Consider the following 16,323-nt stretch of genomic DNA (forward strand, 5'->3'; position numbering starts at 1 on the left):
TTTCCTCGGGGAAAAACCTCTTGGAATGCCGGCTTCACGGCTGTCTGGAGCGGTTTCTCGGATGAACGATGCTCGGCCTGACTTTTCCCCCGGGAACAGAAGTTCGCACGAGAACATGCCAAAACGCTTTTCCATTGAACGGGAGGAGCGGCCATAAGTAAGGCGTCCGCAATGACCTGATCGAAGTCATCACTATAGTTAAGATCGTTAATCCGATGACAAATCCCTCTACTTTAAAGAGCGCTACCAATATCAGCATAAACAGCTTCACCATTTTATTCGCCAGACTCAGCTCGTAGCTTGGTGTCGTGTAAGCTCCGATTGCCGAGAGGGAAACGTATAAAATAACTTCAGGAGAAAACAAGCCGACATTGATCGCAATATCGCCGATCAATACGGCAGCGATCAGGCCCATTGCAGTCGAAAGCGCCGTCGGCGTATGAATGGCGGCCATTCTTAAAAATTCAACGCCGAGATCCGCCAGGAAAATCTGCATGATAATCGGAATATGAGTGTCTTTGTTTAAACCGATAAACGATAAATTATCAGGCAAGAGCGACGGCTGAATGACAAACAGCAGCCAAAGCGGCAGCAAAAAGGTGGAGGCCAAAATACCGAAAAACCGCACCCACCTTAAAAACGTCCCAACAGCCGGCGTCTGTCTGTATTCCTCAGCATGCTGAACATGGTGAAACAAAGTGGTCGGCGTGATGATGACGCTTGGCGACGTATCGACAATCACGATGACATGCCCCTCTAAAATATGGCTCGCGGCTACATCCGCCCTTTCCGTAAACCTGACGAGCGGAAACGGGTTGAAGCCTTGGCCGACAAGGAATTCCTCTACCGATTTATCCGACATCGGCAGCCCGTCGATCTTCACATTTTCAATCTCTTTTTTTAATACTTCAACAAGATCGGGATCTGCGACATCTTCCAAATAGCAGAGACAGATGTCTGTTTTGGAGCGTTCACCGATATGAAGCATTTTATAGCGCAGGCGCTCATCTCTGATCCGGCGTCTGATCAGGGCTGTGTTGACGATGATGTTCTCGACGAATCCGTCCCTTGCACCGCGTACGACTTTTTCTGTATCAGGCTCTTCCGGCGTTCTGCCCGGATAGCTTCTGACATCGATGATAAAAGCAAAGCCCGCATCTTCGACGATGATGGCAACCAGTCCTGACAACACTTGGTCGACCGCTTCATCAAGCGTTTCTGTTTTTGAAACCTGCTGGTTCAAAAGCCTGTTTTCGACGATGTCTTCGACCTCGCCCGACTCTTTTTCTTTATCATTTAGATGCACCAGTTCCCTTAACAGGTGAATGATGTATTGTGTGTCGCACAATCCGTTGACATAATAAAGCTGAACCTCATGTCCGAGAATAAAGACCTTGCGTACGCCAAGGTCAAAGCTTTCTCCCATGCCGACCCGCTTCTTGAAATACGCTTCATTCTTAGAAGGATCAAGGAATATGTTCGTCTTCTCTTGCTTTTGAGCACTCATGATACCCGCTCCTTTCTAAAATGAGCTCGACCGCTTTCATTGTAATCGGCGAACCTTTTTCCACATCGTCTTTTCTGTTCATTTTACCGATATCACCGATTCCGACAATGATCGGAACATCCAGCTGGTCAAGGCAATAGACCGTATCACCGTTCATTCGTTTGACATCGAGCTCTTTGACCCCGTGTTTATCGACGCCGTACTCTGTCAGTTCGCCTTCTGCATCGATTGATACATTGACCCTCGTCCACTCTGCATAATGAGTTTTTGAAGCGACGGCGATGACCCCGAGCACCTCGATATCGGGATGCACCGCTACATATTTCATAGCTGTCTCTCCCGGCCCTTCGCCTTGAAGTCCGGAATCATCAAACATGACGAACACAGGATCATGAGGGGTTTGCAGGATCATGGATACAAGCTCCGGTCCTGTTTTAACGCTCGGATTCCCCGCCGATTGGGAAATGCAGCGGCCACCCGTTTTTCTTGCTGCATATTCGATTGCTTTTGCAGCGTAAATATCGCCGTCTGTGACCAAAATGACCTTGCGTTTTGCTGGCATTATCTTTTATCCTTTCGGTTTAAAAATCACGGCAACAAGAAAAGCAAACAAAATAGCGGAGGATATACCGGCAGACGTCAGTTCGAATATCCCCATGGCAATCCCGATAAAGCCGTGTTCCTCGGCTTGGTGCATCGCACCGTGCAAAAGGGAGTGGCCGAAACTGACAATCGGAACCGTAGCCCCGGCACCGGCAAATTCGATAAAACGGTCGTAAATGCCGAATCCGTCAAGGATGGCTCCTGATACGACAAAAGATGTCATGACATGGGCCGGCGTCATTTTAAAGACATCAAGCAGCAGCTGGCCGATTACGCAAATCAGCCCGCCTGCAATAAAAGCAATGACATACTCCATCTTAGGCGTTCCCCCTTTCGGCCCGTTCAAATACGACGCCATGGGCAATACAAGGAATCGATTCTTTTTGCTGAATGATCGTCGGGCTCAAAAGGGCGCCCGTCGCTACGACAAACACTCTGCCGAGCCTTCCTGCTTCAATTTCTTTAAAGATGTGGGCAAAAGTGACGACCGCCGAACAAGCACATCCGCTTCCGCCTGCAAAAACCTGCTGGTCAGGCGTATAGATCATCAACCCGCAGTCATTGTGTTTGGTCCCGACATTGATCCCTTCCTCTTTTAACAAATCCTTCAAAATCGGACTGCCGACACCTGAAAGGTCGCCGGTTAAAATCAGATCGTAATCATCAGGAGTGCGTCCCAGATCCTCCAAATGCTGCTTGATCGTATCCGCCGCAGCGGGCGCCATCGCTGAGCCCATGTCTTGGGAATCGGTAATCCCCAAGTCGATGACCTTTCCGACGGTTGCACTGGTAATTTTAATTGTGCCGGGCTGCTGGCTGAGGACGACTGCTCCGCTTCCAGTCACTGTGGATGTCGCGGTTCCCGGCTTTTGGCCCCCGTATTCCGTCGGATAGCGAAACTGCCTTTCAGCCGTCGCATTATGGCTGCTGGTTGCCGCTAAGGCACGCTTGGCGAAACCTCCGTCAATCAATGCCGAACTGATCGCAATCGATTCCATTGATGTCGAGCAAGCTCCAAACAAGCAAAGAAAAGGTATTTTCAAATGCCTCGCCACATAGTTGGCTGTCACGTTTTGGTTGAGCAGGTCACCCGCCAAAAAGATATCGATGTCTTCCTTTTTAAGATTTTGTTTTGATAGCGCGGACTGAACCGCATCCTCCATCAGCTTGCGCTCTGCCATCTCCCAGTTTTTCTGGTTGCAGTGCATTTCATCATAAGTTTTGTCAAATAAGTGTCCTAGAGGCCCTTCTTTTTCCTTGGGACCGACCGCTGTTCCGCTCGAGTTAACAAACAGCGGGTTCTCGAACTCCCATGTTTGTTTTCCTGTTAATTTCATGTTGTTTTCCTCCTAAAACAGCTTATCAAAAGCAAAGCGAATCATTCCCACAATATAAGCGGCCGCAACGCCGAAGACGATGACATTTCCCGCCAGCTTAAACATATTGGTTCCCACGCCGAGGACGTATCCTTCGCTTTTGTGCTCAAGCGCGGCGCTCGTCATACTGTTGGCAAACCCTGTAATCGGAACAGCAGAACCCGCACCGGCAAACTGGCCGATTCTGTCGTAGACGCCAAGACCCGTTAACAGAGCAGAGATTAAGATTAGCGTGGCAACCGTCGGATTCCCCGCCGTTTTTTCATCAAAATTGAACACGGCCATATAAAAATTCTGGAACGCTTGGCCGATCGCACAGATCAGACCACCGACGAGAAAAGCCTTAATACAGTTTAGGACATAAGGCGGCGAAGGCTGATACGCTTTGACTTTCGATTGATAATTATCTTTCAAACTTGACATCATAATCCTCCTTTTATGACAAATGTACAAAAATGAGCCATTGGAACATCGATCCGAGAATCTTCCCGAAAACAATGGCCATTAAAAGAATCAAAATCCTGTTCCCCATGCCGATACGTTTCGCCAGTATCGGCAGCACGTTCAACACTTCTGTAAGCGCCGCTGCAAGCATTCCGATGAAAACACCCGCAAAAAGGCCGATCGGAACAAGCAGCCATTTGGATAAAAAAAAGCGGGACATGTTCAGCGATTCCCATCCTCCGAAAACCGCGCCCAGAATGACAGCCCATTCATACGCCTGGATAAACCGTTTCGTCTTCGTCAGCTGAGTCAGCCTCGGGATAATGCCAAGCACGGTGAGAAAAGCGACAAAGCCGGACCCAACCGCGACCCCTCCTGCAAGTCCGAGAAAGATGATCAATATCACGCTAATGATCATGAATATCCTTTGTCGTTTCTTTGTTTTCGTGCAAGGCCACATAATGGTCCAAATCAAGCTGATATTTAAACATCTCGACCTCCAGAGGGCTGGGCTCCTCGTTAAACCGTTTTTTAAATAAATGATTAAAAAACAAGATCATGCCGAGCCCGAGACCGATGCTGTACGGAACCTGCAAAAGGTATGGATAGCGGTTCACCTTGCCCGTCACCATTTCGTAAAGCAGGATGTGCACTTCCCTCATACTGACATCTTCATGAAAGTTCATTACGGTAAGGCCGGCACCGACGAACAGGAGCAGCCAGACGGCGATGAACAACACGGGCGACAGACCCCTTTTCGGATATTGGATCTCCACGATGGTTTCAGAACCGCCGACGGTTTGGACATCAAGGTCAGGAAACGATTTATGTACAGCTTCAATCACCTTCATCACGTCCAACACCACCATGCTTTGATCCGCTTTGCTGACCTGATAAATAGGCAGCCGTTCAAGCTTTTCTTTGTATCGGCGGTCACCCGCTACCTGTGCGATATGGCGGAGCAGAATCAATTCATCGGGATCTGCCTCAAGCCGGTGGCGGAGTCTGATAAAAACTTGACGTTCCATCTGGGTCACTTCCTATATGATGGTTATAGTTGTAGTATGAAGTACATCCCATTTATCATTCAGCAAGCCGCAAAAGACCATAAATTACCATAAAAAAACCGGAACGCTCTTTTTTGGAGCGTTCCGGTTTTTCATCAGACATCCGAGGTTGCCTGTAATGCGAGCAGCCTCAGCTTTCAAATTGATCCATCTGGTTTTTGATTTGCTTTAAAATCTTTTTTTCAAGCCTCGACACTTGCACCTGGGATATGCCGAGGCGGTCGGCAACTTCAGATTGCGTCTTGTCTTTGTAATACCTTAAATAAACAATCAGCTTTTCCCGTTCATCCAAATCCTTGATAGCTTCCTTTAAAGCGATTTTATCGAACCACTTCTCTTCCGACTGATCGGCGATTTGATCCAGAAGTGTAATCGGGTCTCCGTCGTTTTCGTAAACCGTTTCATGAATGGACGAGGGAGAGCGGACCGCTTCCTGGGCCATCACGACCTCTTCTGAACTGATTTCGAGATAATCGGCGATTTCCTGAACGGTCGGAATCCGGCCGTTTGACTTGGAAAGCTCGTCTTTCGCCCGCCGGATTTTGTTGCCGAGTTCTTTCAGCGAGCGGCTCACTTTGACGGTTCCGTCATCTCTGATAAACCGCTGAATCTCGCCGATAATCATCGGGACGGCGTAGGTGGAAAACCGAACGTCATAGGAAAGATCGAATTTGTCCACCGACTTCAAGAGGCCGATGCAGCCGATTTGAAAGAGGTCGTCAGGCTCATAGCCTCTGTTCAAAAAACGCTGAACGACAGACCAAACAAGACGCATGTTTTTTTCTATGAGGAGGTCCCTTGCTTTTTGATCGCCGTTCTGGCTGTTTTTAATCAGTTCTTTCACTTCATGGTCTTTAAGCTGAGTGTTCTGGTTTTCTTTTTTAACCTCCACATCCATAACAAATCTCCCTTAATTGCAAAGCGCTTTGCTTTTTGATAAGTGCTTTGTTAAGTGTATTGTGGTTCCCATCTCAGGTGAGGAGTCGATCGAAATATCATCCATGAAATTTTCCATGATCGTAAAGCCCATTCCCGACCGTTCGAGTTCGGGCTTTGTCGTGAACAGGGGCTGGCGCGCTTCTTCAAGATCAGGGATGCCGACTCCTTCGTCACGGATCGTTAAATAGACGATATGGTCATGCAGGGTGACGGAAATGTATACGTTTCCCTGCCCTGAGTTTTCATAACCGTGTATGATCGCGTTTGTGACCGCTTCAGATACGACCGTTTTAATTTCGGTCAGTTCATCCATCGTCGGGTCAAGCTGAGCGATAAAAGCAGCGACTGTCACCCGTGCAAACGATTCGTTTTGGCTGAGTGCCGTAAACTGGATATTCATTTCATTTTTCATGACGCCACCCCCAACGTTTCAAGTGCACGCTGCTCTGATTGCTCAAGGCGAATGATTTTAAACAGCCCGGACATATCAAATAAACGTTTGACAGCAGGGGAAATGGCGCAGACGATCATTTCTCCGCCGAGCTGCTTAATCTCCTTATATCTGCCGAGCACGACGCCAAGCCCTGAACTGTCCATAAACGAAAGGTCTGCAAGATTCATGACAATATGGCGAATGTCGGATTGTTCCAGCTGGTCACTGACTTGTTTTCTCAAGGTTTCTGCTGTATGGTGATCGAGTTCACCTGTCAACCGAATGCATAGTACGGATTCTTTGACGTAAATATCGATTCCGAGGCTCATCCTCATTCCTCCTTGGTTTAAATCGGATAATGAGTGTTTCGCTTCAGACTTTATAAATTCCTTCACCGTGACAAAACTAGTGACCGTTCGGCATTATTCACTCCACTTCGTCCAGTGGGTCATCGTCCGCTTGAACATCGTCCACATCCCCGCTTTATCCATGTCTTTTTCTGCCACAAGAGGGCTTTCAGCGAGAACCTTTCCGTCCTTTTTCAAAACGAGCGTCCCGAGCTCTGTGCCTTTTTTGACAGGAGCCTGGATATCTTTCTTCTGTTTGATTTCTTTTTTAACAGATTCGATATTTTCGCCTTTTTTCGTCAAAAGGGAAATCGGTTCTGAAGTGACAAGGTTTATTTTTTGCTCACGGCCTTTATTGACCTTCAAATCGGAAATGATTTCATTGCGTTTATACATCGGATGCGTTTCATATTGGCTGAACGCGAAGTCAAGCATTTTTGTAATTTGGGCATTTCGTTCTTTCGGCGTGCTGGCTCCAAAAACGACAGCGATGACGCGCATGTTTCCTTTTTTCGCTGAAGCTGTCAGGCAGTACTTTGCTTCATTTGTAAAGCCGGTCTTAACTCCGTCAACGCCGGGATAAAATTTGATGAGGCGGTTTGTGTTGACGAGCCAGAATTTTTTATCAGTGTTTTCTCTCAGATAGTCTTCATACGTTCCCGTAAATTTCGTGATGTTTTCATATTTTAAAAGCTCTTTCGCCATGAGCGCCATGTCGTAGGCTGTACTGTAATGGCCTTCTTCAGGCAGACCTGTCGTATTTTGAAAAGACGTATCCTTGAGGCCGAGCTCAGCAGCTTTTTCATTCATTCTTTTGACAAATTCCTCTTCAGACCCGGCAATATGCTCTGCCATTGCAACAGAGGCATCATTACCCGATCCGATGGCGATCCCTTTCAGCATATCTTCAACCGTCATTTCTTCACCGGGCTCAAGAAAAATTTGCGAACCCCCCATTGAAGCGGCATACTCGCTTGTTCTGACTTTGTCTTTCATTTTGATCTTGCCTTCATCAAGAGCTTCCATGATCAGCAGCATGGTCATCACTTTTGTCATGCTGGCCGGGGGAAGCTTTTCACGGCTGTTCTTGTCATACATCACCTTACCGGTATCCCGCTCGATTAAAACGGCAGATTTTGCGTCATCAGCAAGCTCCGACGGTTTCTTTGCGCTCTCTTTTGCAAACGCCGACGGCGCAGTCATCAGGATTATCGTAAAAATCAGCAATTTGGATAAATGACGTTTCATCACCCAGACCTCCATTTCGTAATCCTCTCTATTTTTTCCAATCCGGTTGGATTTATACGGATCGGTTGGAAAAAATTTCTCGGCGCTCAAAAAGAAAGAGCCAATGCAGGTTCTCATTTGAACTTGCATTGGCTCACATTTCAACTTCGCTGTAGTTTTAGCCGATTTTGGCGACGGCCGCTTTAACAAACCGCAAAAAGTCGGCTTTTACTTTTTCGGTGACTTCGATCACTTCATCATGGGAGAGCGGCTGATCGAGGATTCCGGCTGCCGCGTTTGATATACACGAAATGCCGAGCACGCGAAGGCCCGCATGTTTTGCCACGATGACCTCCGGAACCGTCGACATGCCGACGGCATCCGATCCGATCGTTCTGAGGAAGCGCACTTCGGCAGGCGTTTCGTATGTAGGCCCTGTAACGGCTGTATAAACCCCTTCTTGTACACTGATGTTCAATTCTTCGGCTGTTTTTTTCGCTAAGAGGCGCAGTTCCTTATCATATGCGGACGACATATCAGGGAATCTGACGCCCAGCGAGGAATCGTTTGGACCGATCAGCGGGTTCGTTCCCATATAATTGATATGATCGGATATGATCATCAAATCACCGGGACGGAACGATTCATTGACGCCACCTGCGGCATTGGTCACAATTAAAGTCTCGATCCCGAGCTCTTTCATGACCCTTACCGGGAAGGTTACCTTGTCCATTGAATACCCTTCGTAAAAATGAAAACGCCCTTGCATCGCGACGACTTGCACATTTTCAAGTCTGCCGATGACAAGCTGTCCGGCATGCCCTTCAACAGTGGAAACAGGAAAGTCCGGGATGTCTTCATATTTGATGCGGACGGCGTCTTCTATCTCATCAGCAAGCACGCCAAGGCCGGATCCCAAAATCAGGCCGACCGCCGGTTTGATTTCCGTTTTGCTTTTAATATAGTCTGCGGCATTTGCAATCATCTGTTTCACGTCGTTTCCTCCTATTTCAGCAGGGATAAAAAGCTTTTTCCGTACTTTGGCATATTCGTTTTAAAGTTGTCGGCGATCGTCGCGCCGATGTCCGCGAATGTATCTGCGAGCGGAAGCGCCCCAGGCTTTTCGTGTTTTTTGCTGTATACAAGAAGCGGCACGTACTCCCTTGTATGATCCGTGCCATGGTGAACCGGATCATTGCCGTGGTCGGCGGTAATGATGAGCAGATCGTCTTCGCGCATCTTTTCAAATACTTCAGGAAGGCGTGCGTCGAACTCTTCGAGCGCTTTTCCGTATCCTTCCGGATCGCGGCGGTGTCCGAACAGCGCATCAAAGTCCACGAGGTTTACAAAGCTGATCCCTGTAAAATCTTTGTCAAGCGTTTGCACCAGCTTGTCCATTCCGTCCATATTCGATTTCGTTCTAAGCGATTCCGTAATGCCTTCGCCGTCATAGATATCGGAGATTTTGCCGATCGCAATCACATCAAAGCTGTCATCTTTCAATTCATTCATCACGGTTCTGTCGAACGGCTTCAGCGCATAATCGTGGCGGTTCGGCGTCCGTTTAAATTCGCCCGGCTTACCGACAAACGGTCTCGCAATGACGCGCCCGACCATATATTTCTCGTCAAGCGTCAGCTCGCGCGCGATCTCGCAGATCTTGTACAATTCCTCAAGAGGCACGACTTCTTCGTGTGCGGCAATCTGCAGAACGGAGTCTGCTGAGGTGTAGACGATCAGCGCGCCGGTTTCCATATGCTCCGCACCGAGTTCATCCAAAATCGCAGTGCCTGATGCAGGCTTGTTTCCAATCACTTTTCTTCCGGATTTCTGTTCAAGTTCATGGATCAATTCGTCCGGAAAACCTTCGGGAAACACCCGGAAAGGTTTGTCTATGTAAAGTCCCATAATCTCCCAATGTCCAGTCATCGTATCTTTTCCGTTTGAGGCTTCTTTCATTTTGCCGTAATAGGCAAGCGGCTCTTCCGCCTTTTCGACACCTTTGATTTCACGGATGTTGCTGAGCCCGAGCTTCGCCATGTTCGGCAGGCTGATGCCTCCCATGTGTTCGGCAATGTGGCCCAATGTGTCTGCGCCTTTGTCATTAAATGTTTCGGCATCAGGCGCCTCGCCGATTCCAACGGAATCCATCACAATTAAAAATACGCGGTTATAATCAAATGCAGGCATTTGTCGGCCTCCTTTTTTTCTTTCTGTCAGCTATAGGCTGTCACACTTGGCATAAAAAAACCAAAATACCGCTATTAGCCAAGTATAAACCGTTTACACAACAGTTGACAATACGAACGGAAATAGTGAGAAACTTCCCGCAATTTGCTACTCACTCAACATGAAAAACCGTGCTTTCGCCTGTCCTTTCAGGCTATGCACGGGGATGATATTGCTTATACACGTCTTTCAGCCTTGTTTTCGTCACGTGCGTATAAATTTGCGTCGTCGAAATGTCGGCGTGTCCGAGCATTTCCTGAACGGCCCGGAGATCGGCTCCGTTTTCGAGCAGGTGTGTGGCGAATGAGTGCCTCAGCGTGTGCGGCGTCAGCTCTTTATTAATTCCCGCTTCCAAGGCGATTTTCTTTAAATTTTTCCAAAATCCCTGGCGGCTCATTTGTCTGCCGTGGTGATTCAGAAACAGGGCGTCTTCGGTATTTTTTTTCAAAAGCTTTCCCCTCGCTTTTGACAGATATTCGCCGACCGCATGTGACGCCGCTTCGCCGAGCGGAACGATCCGCTCCTTTCTTCCTTTACCGAAGCAGCGGATAAAGCCCATCGATAAATGGACATCGGACAGCTTTAATGCGATCATCTCGCTGACGCGGATCCCTGTCGCATACAATAACTCCAGCATCGCTTTATCGCGGTAGCCGAACGGCCCCGTCAGCTTCGGCGTATCCAAAAGCGTTTCGACTTCCTGTAATGACAGCACCTTCGGGAGCGTCCGTTCCGTTTTTTGCGATTCAATATGGACGGACGGGTCCTGGGCCGTCACTTTTTCCCTCAGCAGAAACTGGTGAAAGCTGCGGATGGAAGCGAGATGCCTCGCAACCGTCTTTCCGGATTTTCCGGCGTCTTTTAAATGCTTCAAAAACTGGATGATGTGCAGCCTTGTCACCTGGTCAAAAGAGCTCAGCTGCTCCTGTTCCTCTAAATAGGCGGCGTAGCTGTTCAAATCCCGTTCATAGCTCACAACCGTGTTGTGGGAAAGCCCCCGTTCAACAACGGCGTAGTGGATAAAGTCTTTAATATGAACTTTCACGCTATCCTACTCCCCGTTCAAATAAAAAAAGATTAACCGGTTAAACCAGCTGCCCTGCTCGTCCCCTTCCATCGAGACGACCTTGAGGGCTGCTCCTTCAGGTTTATCATACCGATGATAGTTTTCATACTCTGAATTTATCCATATCATAGCATAATAAAACAAGACGGTAAAACCGGTAAACAGCACAAACACCTTGATCATATCGGCAGCCGTTTTCAGCATTTTCATACGGTTTCAGGTCCCTTCTTTTGATTCGATTACTAAAACTTATGCCAAATGAGACAAGTTTTATACGTCTGAATCAAAAAAGAACCCGCTCATGGCTGAAAGGGTTCTCTCCGGTTTATAGACTATTCCGATTCCTTTTGCTGACAGTCATGACAGATGCCGTGGAACGTCAGCCTGTGGTCTTTTATTTTAAATTTCCAATCCTTTTCAATGATTTCTTCCACGTCTTCAAGCAAATCTTCTTCAATTTCAACAACCGAACCGCATTCCATGCAAACCAGGTGGTGATGGAAATGGGCGGCACCTTCTTTGCGGAGGTCATATCTTGACACACCGTCGCCAAAATTGATTTTATCCACTACTTTTAATTCAGTTAACAATTCAAGAGTCCGATATACTGTCGCAAGACCAATCTCAGGAGATTTCTCTTTTACGAGGAGGTATACATCTTCTGCGCTTAAATGGTCTTCCTCATTCTCAAGCAGCACCCTTACAGTTGCCTCGCGCTGAGGGGTGAGTTTATAGCTGGAAGAATGCAGTTGCTTTTTAATCCGATCAATACGTGTTTCCATTGACTTTCCCTCCTACGCCGCATTACCTAGCTTATTATAACAAAACAAGCGCAGGGAGCCAACTATAATCATTATAAATTGAGAAACAAAATGAATATTTTTTAATAATCATTATAAATTAATGCTGTTTCGGCAAGACGTACTCCGTCAGTTTTTCCATCAACACTGGCGATAGATATGCTTCAAAGGAAGAGGATATAAGAGACATTGCGAGAATCAGGACGAGCACAAAAGCGTACCGGCCAAACCAATGGACAGGCGCTTCTGCAAGGCTGCGTTTGACAAAAAGCTGGCGGATGAGCCTCATCGAAAAGGCGATGGCACAGGTGCCCATGATCAAGTAAGCCGGGATCAGCAGAATATTTTGCGGGAGCACGGAGACAAAAGACAGGAAAAAACCGTTGATTCCCATTTGATTGACCAAAAAGCCGACTGTAAATCCGACGACGATCCCTTTTAAGAAGACCATGATAAAAATGACGGGCAGGCCGATGATGGAAATCCCGAGAATCCACATTAAGCCTAAATATTTCATATTATGAAGAAAGCTCTGCAAAAACATTTCCTTTGAGCTGGCTGCTTTTCCTTCGGAAAGCTGTCCAAAAAATTGATTCAGATAGTAGAACAAATCTTCCTTTTGACCGATCGTCATGCTGTTGACGATGACGGCGCCGAAAATCACACCCATTAAAAACAGCACAGAAACAAATAAATAGATCGAAAGATGATCCTTCATATGTTGAAAGATGAGCTCTTTGATTGTGGGCTTCCGCATGTATCTTCCTCCCAGACGTGCTTTTGATTTTAATAGATTGTATGAGAGAAAAGAGAGCCGCATGACTTTTTTTGAAAAAAGACAGGCGCCCGTAAAAGGCGCCCCGATAAAGTTATGATTCCTCCCTGTTTTCCGCGGAATGCTCCCTGTCCGTATTCACAGTCTTGTTGGCAGCCATCACAAACGGCAGATAAATCACCGTTGAAATGGCGAGGCAGAGAAAGCCGACGCCGAGCGCAAGCCAGTTTCCTCCGGTCCCGAGAAACGGAATCAATGGCCCGGGCGTTGTCCACGGAACAGCGTATGCGATTGGCGGGATCAGCTGAAACTTGATGAACAAATAGCCGATGACAGTATTGACTGCCGGAACGATGATAAAGGGAATCATGAAGATCGGATTGAGCACGACCGGAAGTCCGAAAATGACAGGTTCATTAATATTAAATATTCCCGGCCCAATCGAGAGCTTGCCGATATCTTTATAATCCCGCCGCTTTGAAGCGATGAATATTGCGATTAAAAGCCCCAGCGTCATACCCGATCCGCCGTAGTTTGCAAAGGCGTCATTCAGCGCCCATGTTTCAGGAAACGGAGCGTTCCAGGCAGAGCCTGTTTTGGCGGCAAAAGCGAGGTTTTCAAGGTTTGCTTCTGCAAAGATCGTTTCTCTGATCGCCGCGATCGTATTCGGACCGTGAATGCCGAACAGCCATAAAAAGTTGGCGACGATTCCAAGAAAAACAACGGTGAAAATATTCGTTCCCATCTCTCTCAACGGCGCCTGCAGCACGGTATACACCAATTCATGCAGACCGTTTTTCGACAGGGACATCAGCGCAAAGCTTAATATCGCAAAACCAATCGTAATGAAGATGATCGGAAACAGCACTTTAAATGTCCGGGCGACCGCAGGCGGCACCTGTGGAGGCATATGAATTTGCAGGCGCTTGGCATTTGATAGCCTGCTGAACACTTCACCGACGATGATCCCGATGATTAAGGCGACGAACAGTCCTTGGGCGCCGAGCCACTTCGTCGTTAAAAAGCTCTCATTTTCGATCAGGCGGTAAGGTGAATAAATGATAAAATAGCAGGATACGGCCGTTAATCCGGCAAGCAGTTCATCCGCTTTCATTGAGATGGCTAAGTTGCGGGCGACGAGAAACACGACAAATATGGACATAATATCGAGCGACCCCCGCAGTACGGGCGTAAAGACCGACTGATAATCAGCTAAGTTCGGAAACACCTTTTCAAGGAATAAAATTTTGGCGATAAACCCGTCCGGAGATAAAATGGCAAAATTCAATAAAATGATAATCGATCCTGCCATAATAATCGGAAATGATAGAATAAAAGCATCTCTGATCGCACATATATGGCGCTGTGAATTCAGTTTTGCAGCAACGGGAACCAAAAACCGCTCCACGTTCCGCTCAAACTTCTCCATAAACCCGCTCATCCCTGTCTCCCCTCCTTTTTTATTTCATCAGCTGCAGCGCTTTTTGCAGCACAGCTTCGCCGTTCATGGTGCCGTAGTCTCGCATGTCGATCACCTGGACCGGCGTGTCTCCTGCGCTCGCCTCAACCTGTGACTTTTGGTACCTGACTTGCGGCCCCAACAATACGACGTCCGCGCTTGACGCGGCAGTTCCGGCTTCGGATACAGGCAGAGCGATGATGTCAATTTCTTCGTTCAGCGCTTCTGCATGCTTTTTCATTCTGCTGACAAGCAGGCTCGTTGACATGCCGGCCGCACAAACCAATAAAATTTTCTTCATTATTTGTTGACCCCCTTCGGATTCACCTTTTCCTCCGCTGTATAGAAAACGCTTTCATTATGATGCGGAGTAATATTTCAACCTGGTCTTTTATCCTATGATCGCGATAGACAACTGTTTCATAAAAATCAATATTTTTATAGACGTTCCAAACGGCTCGTTTAGTCAACCTCAACAAACGCCTTGAAATATTTGTTTAGTTTATCTAATGAATTTTTCAGGATAATAAGTTATATTTTCCCTTAAAAATAACGGAGGGATTATATGAAACCTGTCCATCAAGAAAAAATTCAAACAGACCGCACGCTCTCAAACAGCGACCTGCAGCCACTGAAGCCAGAGGAACGCACATGGAAAGCGGTTAATTTCGCATCGATCTGGATGGGCTGCATCCATAACATCCCGACTTACGCAACGGTTGGCGGACTGATTGCGATCGGACTTTCTCCGTGGCAAGTGCTTGGGATTATCGCTGTCGCTTCGATCGTTCTCTATGCGGCTCTCGCGTTGAATGGACATGCCGGCGCAAAATACGGCGTGCCTTTTCCAGTATTAATCAGATCTTCTTTCGGGATATACGGGGCTAATATTCCGGCGCTCCTCAGGGGTTTTGTAGCAATTATGTGGTTCGGCATTCAAGCGTTTGCGGGAAGCACGGCGATCAACATCCTGATCTTAAATGTGTGGAGCGGCTGGAAAGACATCGGCGGCGATTGGAACTTGTTTGGATTGCATTTATCGGGTCTTTTGTCATTTGTTTTCTTTTGGGGAATTCATCTTCTCGTCCTCCACCACGGGATGGAGTCGATTAGAAAGTTTGAAGTCTGGGCCGGCCCGCTCGTTTATCTCGTCTTTGGCGGGATGGTGTGGTGGGCGGTCGATATTGCGGGGGGACTCGGTCCGATTTATTCGCAGCCGGGAAAATTTCAAACATTCGGCGAAATGATTTGGCCATTTCTTACCGGTGTGACGGGGATTATCGGCATATGGGCGACACTCATTTTGAACATTCCCGATTTTACGAGGTTTGCAGCCTCCCAAAAAGAACAAATCAGAGGACAGTTTTACGGTTTGCCGGGCACATTCGTTCTATTTGCATTTGCAAGCATCACCGTCACCTCCGGCTCACAGGCTGCCTTCGGGGAGCCGATTTGGGACGTTGTCGATATTCTCGCCCATTTTGACAATCCTTACGTGATCGCTCTTTCGGTTATTACGCTTTGCATCGCTGCCATTTCGGTAAACGTTGCGGCAAATATTGTCTCGCCGGCCTATGACCTGGCCAATTTTTTGCCGAAATACATCAATTTTAAGCGAGGCAGCTATTTGACAGCTGTTTTGGCCCTGTTCACTTTCCCATGGAAGCTGATGGAGAATGAAGCGAGTGTGTTTTCATTTCTCGGCACAATCGGCGGAATATTGGGCCCGGTCGCAGGCGTTATGCTTGCCGATTATTTTATCATCCGGAAGCGCACCCTCTGCCTGGAAGATCTCTATTCCGCAAGAGGACAGTATATGTATGATAAAGGCTATAATTACAGGGCTTTTGCTGCGGTAGCTCTCGGAGCGCTGATGTCTCTCATCGGCTCTTACATCCCCGCCATGAAGCCGCTTTATGACATCTCCTGGTTTTCGGGCGTGCTGATCGCTTCCTTCGCCTATATCTTTTTGATGCGCGTCCATCCGCCGGATTCCATTTTAAATGAAACGGCTCAATATGAAGCCGGAAGAAAAATAAGCGGGTAATATG

At 47.5% G+C, this 16,323-nt stretch carries 20 protein-coding genes; 1 reads left to right on the forward strand and 19 read right to left on the reverse strand.

Features of this window, described 5'->3' with window-relative positions:
* Positions 1 to 34 precede the first annotated feature (34 nt).
* The 19 genes from BTA31_RS14640 to BTA31_RS14730 all read right to left on the reverse strand — a co-directional run bounded on the left by BTA31_RS14640 (position 35) and on the right by BTA31_RS14730 (position 14,573).
* On the reverse strand, positions 35 to 1,507 hold the full coding sequence (locus BTA31_RS14640) for a spore germination protein (protein ID WP_043927048.1): 1,473 nt from the start codon (positions 1,505 to 1,507) through the stop codon (positions 35 to 37).
* Positions 1,467 to 2,069, reverse strand: coding sequence for a stage V sporulation protein SpoVABEA (spoVAEA, locus tag BTA31_RS14645; protein ID WP_076792730.1), 603 nt, complete (start codon positions 2,067 to 2,069; stop codon positions 1,467 to 1,469). The genes BTA31_RS14640 and spoVAEA overlap by 41 nt, the downstream gene beginning before the upstream one ends.
* A 6-nt stretch (positions 2,070 to 2,075) precedes the next feature.
* Positions 2,076 to 2,426, reverse strand: a complete 351-nt coding sequence (gene spoVAE, locus BTA31_RS14650) for a stage V sporulation protein AE (protein WP_076792733.1) — start codon at positions 2,424 to 2,426, stop codon at positions 2,076 to 2,078.
* A gap of 1 nt (position 2,427) precedes the next feature.
* A complete protein-coding gene (spoVAD, locus tag BTA31_RS14655; RefSeq protein ID WP_076792736.1) occupies positions 2,428 to 3,447 on the reverse strand; it encodes a stage V sporulation protein AD in 1,020 nt (339 codons plus the stop codon).
* Between the two features lie 12 nt (positions 3,448 to 3,459).
* Positions 3,460 to 3,909 carry a stage V sporulation protein AC gene (gene spoVAC, locus BTA31_RS14660; RefSeq protein ID WP_043927044.1) on the reverse strand — a complete coding sequence of 150 codons (450 nt, stop codon included), beginning with the start codon at positions 3,907 to 3,909 and terminating at the stop codon, positions 3,460 to 3,462.
* Positions 3,910 to 3,922: 13 nt separating this feature from the next.
* Positions 3,923 to 4,348: a stage V sporulation protein AB gene (locus BTA31_RS14665; RefSeq protein ID WP_043927043.1), complete on the reverse strand. Its 426-nt coding sequence runs from the start codon at positions 4,346 to 4,348 to the stop codon at positions 3,923 to 3,925.
* A complete protein-coding gene (locus tag BTA31_RS14670; RefSeq protein ID WP_076792738.1) occupies positions 4,338 to 4,958 on the reverse strand; it encodes a stage V sporulation protein AA in 621 nt (206 codons plus the stop codon). Before BTA31_RS14670 ends, BTA31_RS14665 begins: the two co-directional genes overlap by 11 nt.
* Before the next feature lie 169 nt (positions 4,959 to 5,127).
* Positions 5,128 to 5,895, reverse strand: a complete 768-nt coding sequence (gene sigF / locus BTA31_RS14675; RefSeq protein ID WP_020452031.1) for an RNA polymerase sporulation sigma factor SigF — start codon at positions 5,893 to 5,895, stop codon at positions 5,128 to 5,130.
* A gap of 12 nt (positions 5,896 to 5,907) precedes the next feature.
* Positions 5,908 to 6,348: an anti-sigma F factor gene (gene spoIIAB / locus BTA31_RS14680; protein WP_043927039.1), complete on the reverse strand. Its 441-nt coding sequence runs from the start codon at positions 6,346 to 6,348 to the stop codon at positions 5,908 to 5,910.
* A complete protein-coding gene (gene spoIIAA / locus BTA31_RS14685; protein ID WP_043927037.1) occupies positions 6,345 to 6,698 on the reverse strand; it encodes an anti-sigma F factor antagonist in 354 nt (117 codons plus the stop codon). The genes spoIIAB and spoIIAA overlap by 4 nt, the downstream gene beginning before the upstream one ends.
* A 93-nt stretch (positions 6,699 to 6,791) precedes the next feature.
* Entirely contained in the window at positions 6,792 to 7,964 is a 1,173-nt protein-coding gene (locus BTA31_RS14690) for a D-alanyl-D-alanine carboxypeptidase family protein (protein WP_076792741.1), read from the reverse strand.
* Positions 7,965 to 8,121: 157 nt separating this feature from the next.
* Positions 8,122 to 8,928, reverse strand: coding sequence for a purine-nucleoside phosphorylase (locus BTA31_RS14695; RefSeq protein WP_035316189.1), 807 nt, complete (start codon positions 8,926 to 8,928; stop codon positions 8,122 to 8,124).
* A gap of 20 nt (positions 8,929 to 8,948) precedes the next feature.
* Positions 8,949 to 10,133 carry a phosphopentomutase gene (gene deoB, locus BTA31_RS14700; protein WP_076792744.1) on the reverse strand — a complete coding sequence of 395 codons (1,185 nt, stop codon included), beginning with the start codon at positions 10,131 to 10,133 and terminating at the stop codon, positions 8,949 to 8,951.
* 193 nt (positions 10,134 to 10,326) lie between these two features.
* Complete coding sequence (gene xerD / locus BTA31_RS14705) at positions 10,327 to 11,217, reverse strand: site-specific tyrosine recombinase XerD (protein ID WP_043927033.1); 891 nt, start codon at positions 11,215 to 11,217, stop codon at positions 10,327 to 10,329.
* A gap of 6 nt (positions 11,218 to 11,223) precedes the next feature.
* The gene (locus BTA31_RS14710; protein WP_043927032.1) at positions 11,224 to 11,448 is read right to left on the reverse strand and encodes a YqzK family protein; all 225 of its coding nucleotides are present in this window, start codon (positions 11,446 to 11,448) and stop codon (positions 11,224 to 11,226) included.
* A 122-nt stretch (positions 11,449 to 11,570) separates the two neighbouring features.
* Positions 11,571 to 12,020: a ferric iron uptake transcriptional regulator gene (fur, locus tag BTA31_RS14715; protein ID WP_003183178.1), complete on the reverse strand. Its 450-nt coding sequence runs from the start codon at positions 12,018 to 12,020 to the stop codon at positions 11,571 to 11,573.
* 118 nt (positions 12,021 to 12,138) lie between these two features.
* Entirely contained in the window at positions 12,139 to 12,795 is a 657-nt protein-coding gene (spoIIM, locus tag BTA31_RS14720; RefSeq protein WP_043927031.1) for a stage II sporulation protein M, read from the reverse strand.
* 112 nt (positions 12,796 to 12,907) lie between these two features.
* Positions 12,908 to 14,254: a PTS sugar transporter subunit IIC gene (locus BTA31_RS14725; RefSeq protein ID WP_043927030.1), complete on the reverse strand. Its 1,347-nt coding sequence runs from the start codon at positions 14,252 to 14,254 to the stop codon at positions 12,908 to 12,910.
* 19 nt (positions 14,255 to 14,273) lie between these two features.
* Positions 14,274 to 14,573, reverse strand: a complete 300-nt coding sequence (locus BTA31_RS14730) for a PTS sugar transporter subunit IIB (RefSeq protein WP_043927029.1) — start codon at positions 14,571 to 14,573, stop codon at positions 14,274 to 14,276.
* Between the two features lie 264 nt (positions 14,574 to 14,837).
* On the opposite strand from BTA31_RS14730, the gene BTA31_RS14735 reads away from it, so the two are divergent.
* The gene (locus BTA31_RS14735) at positions 14,838 to 16,319 is read left to right on the forward strand and encodes an NCS1 family nucleobase:cation symporter-1 (protein WP_076792747.1); all 1,482 of its coding nucleotides are present in this window, start codon (positions 14,838 to 14,840) and stop codon (positions 16,317 to 16,319) included.
* The last annotated feature ends 4 nt before the right edge of the window (positions 16,320 to 16,323 follow it).

It is taken from the genome of Bacillus haynesii (assembly GCF_001969855.1).
In the GTDB taxonomy this organism is placed as follows: Bacteria; Bacillota; Bacilli; order Bacillales; family Bacillaceae; genus Bacillus; species Bacillus haynesii.

Bases quoted from the DNA above. Each gene is read 5' to 3' on its own strand.
- spoVAE (WP_076792733.1), bottom strand. From the start codon at position 2,426: ATGGAGTATGTCATTGCTTTTATTGCAGGCGGGCTGATTTGCGTAATC.
- spoVAD (WP_076792736.1), bottom strand. From the start codon at position 3,447: ATGAAATTAACAGGAAAACAAACATGGGAGTTCGAGAACCCGCTGTTT.
- spoVAC (WP_043927044.1), bottom strand. From the start codon at position 3,909: ATGTCAAGTTTGAAAGATAATTATCAATCGAAAGTCAAAGCGTATCAG.
- deoB (WP_076792744.1), bottom strand. From the start codon at position 10,133: ATGCCTGCATTTGATTATAACCGCGTATTTTTAATTGTGATGGATTCC.
- BTA31_RS14640 (WP_043927048.1), bottom strand. From the start codon at position 1,507: ATGAGTGCTCAAAAGCAAGAGAAGACGAACATATTCCTTGATCCTTCT.
- BTA31_RS14710 (WP_043927032.1), bottom strand. From the start codon at position 11,448: ATGAAAATGCTGAAAACGGCTGCCGATATGATCAAGGTGTTTGTGCTG.
- BTA31_RS14690 (WP_076792741.1), bottom strand. From the start codon at position 7,964: ATGAAACGTCATTTATCCAAATTGCTGATTTTTACGATAATCCTGATG.
- sigF (WP_020452031.1), bottom strand. From the start codon at position 5,895: ATGGATGTGGAGGTTAAAAAAGAAAACCAGAACACTCAGCTTAAAGAC.
- spoIIM (WP_043927031.1), bottom strand. From the start codon at position 12,795: ATGCGGAAGCCCACAATCAAAGAGCTCATCTTTCAACATATGAAGGAT.
- BTA31_RS14725 (WP_043927030.1), bottom strand. From the start codon at position 14,254: ATGAGCGGGTTTATGGAGAAGTTTGAGCGGAACGTGGAGCGGTTTTTG.
- spoIIAA (WP_043927037.1), bottom strand. From the start codon at position 6,698: ATGAGCCTCGGAATCGATATTTACGTCAAAGAATCCGTACTATGCATT.
- spoIIAB (WP_043927039.1), bottom strand. From the start codon at position 6,348: ATGAAAAATGAAATGAATATCCAGTTTACGGCACTCAGCCAAAACGAA.
- fur (WP_003183178.1), bottom strand. From the start codon at position 12,020: ATGGAAACACGTATTGATCGGATTAAAAAGCAACTGCATTCTTCCAGC.
- BTA31_RS14665 (WP_043927043.1), bottom strand. From the start codon at position 4,348: ATGATCATTAGCGTGATATTGATCATCTTTCTCGGACTTGCAGGAGGG.
- BTA31_RS14670 (WP_076792738.1), bottom strand. From the start codon at position 4,958: ATGGAACGTCAAGTTTTTATCAGACTCCGCCACCGGCTTGAGGCAGAT.
- spoVAEA (WP_076792730.1), bottom strand. From the start codon at position 2,069: ATGCCAGCAAAACGCAAGGTCATTTTGGTCACAGACGGCGATATTTAC.
- BTA31_RS14735 (WP_076792747.1), top strand. From the start codon at position 14,838: ATGAAACCTGTCCATCAAGAAAAAATTCAAACAGACCGCACGCTCTCA.
- BTA31_RS14695 (WP_035316189.1), bottom strand. From the start codon at position 8,928: ATGATTGCAAATGCCGCAGACTATATTAAAAGCAAAACGGAAATCAAA.
- BTA31_RS14730 (WP_043927029.1), bottom strand. From the start codon at position 14,573: ATGAAGAAAATTTTATTGGTTTGTGCGGCCGGCATGTCAACGAGCCTG.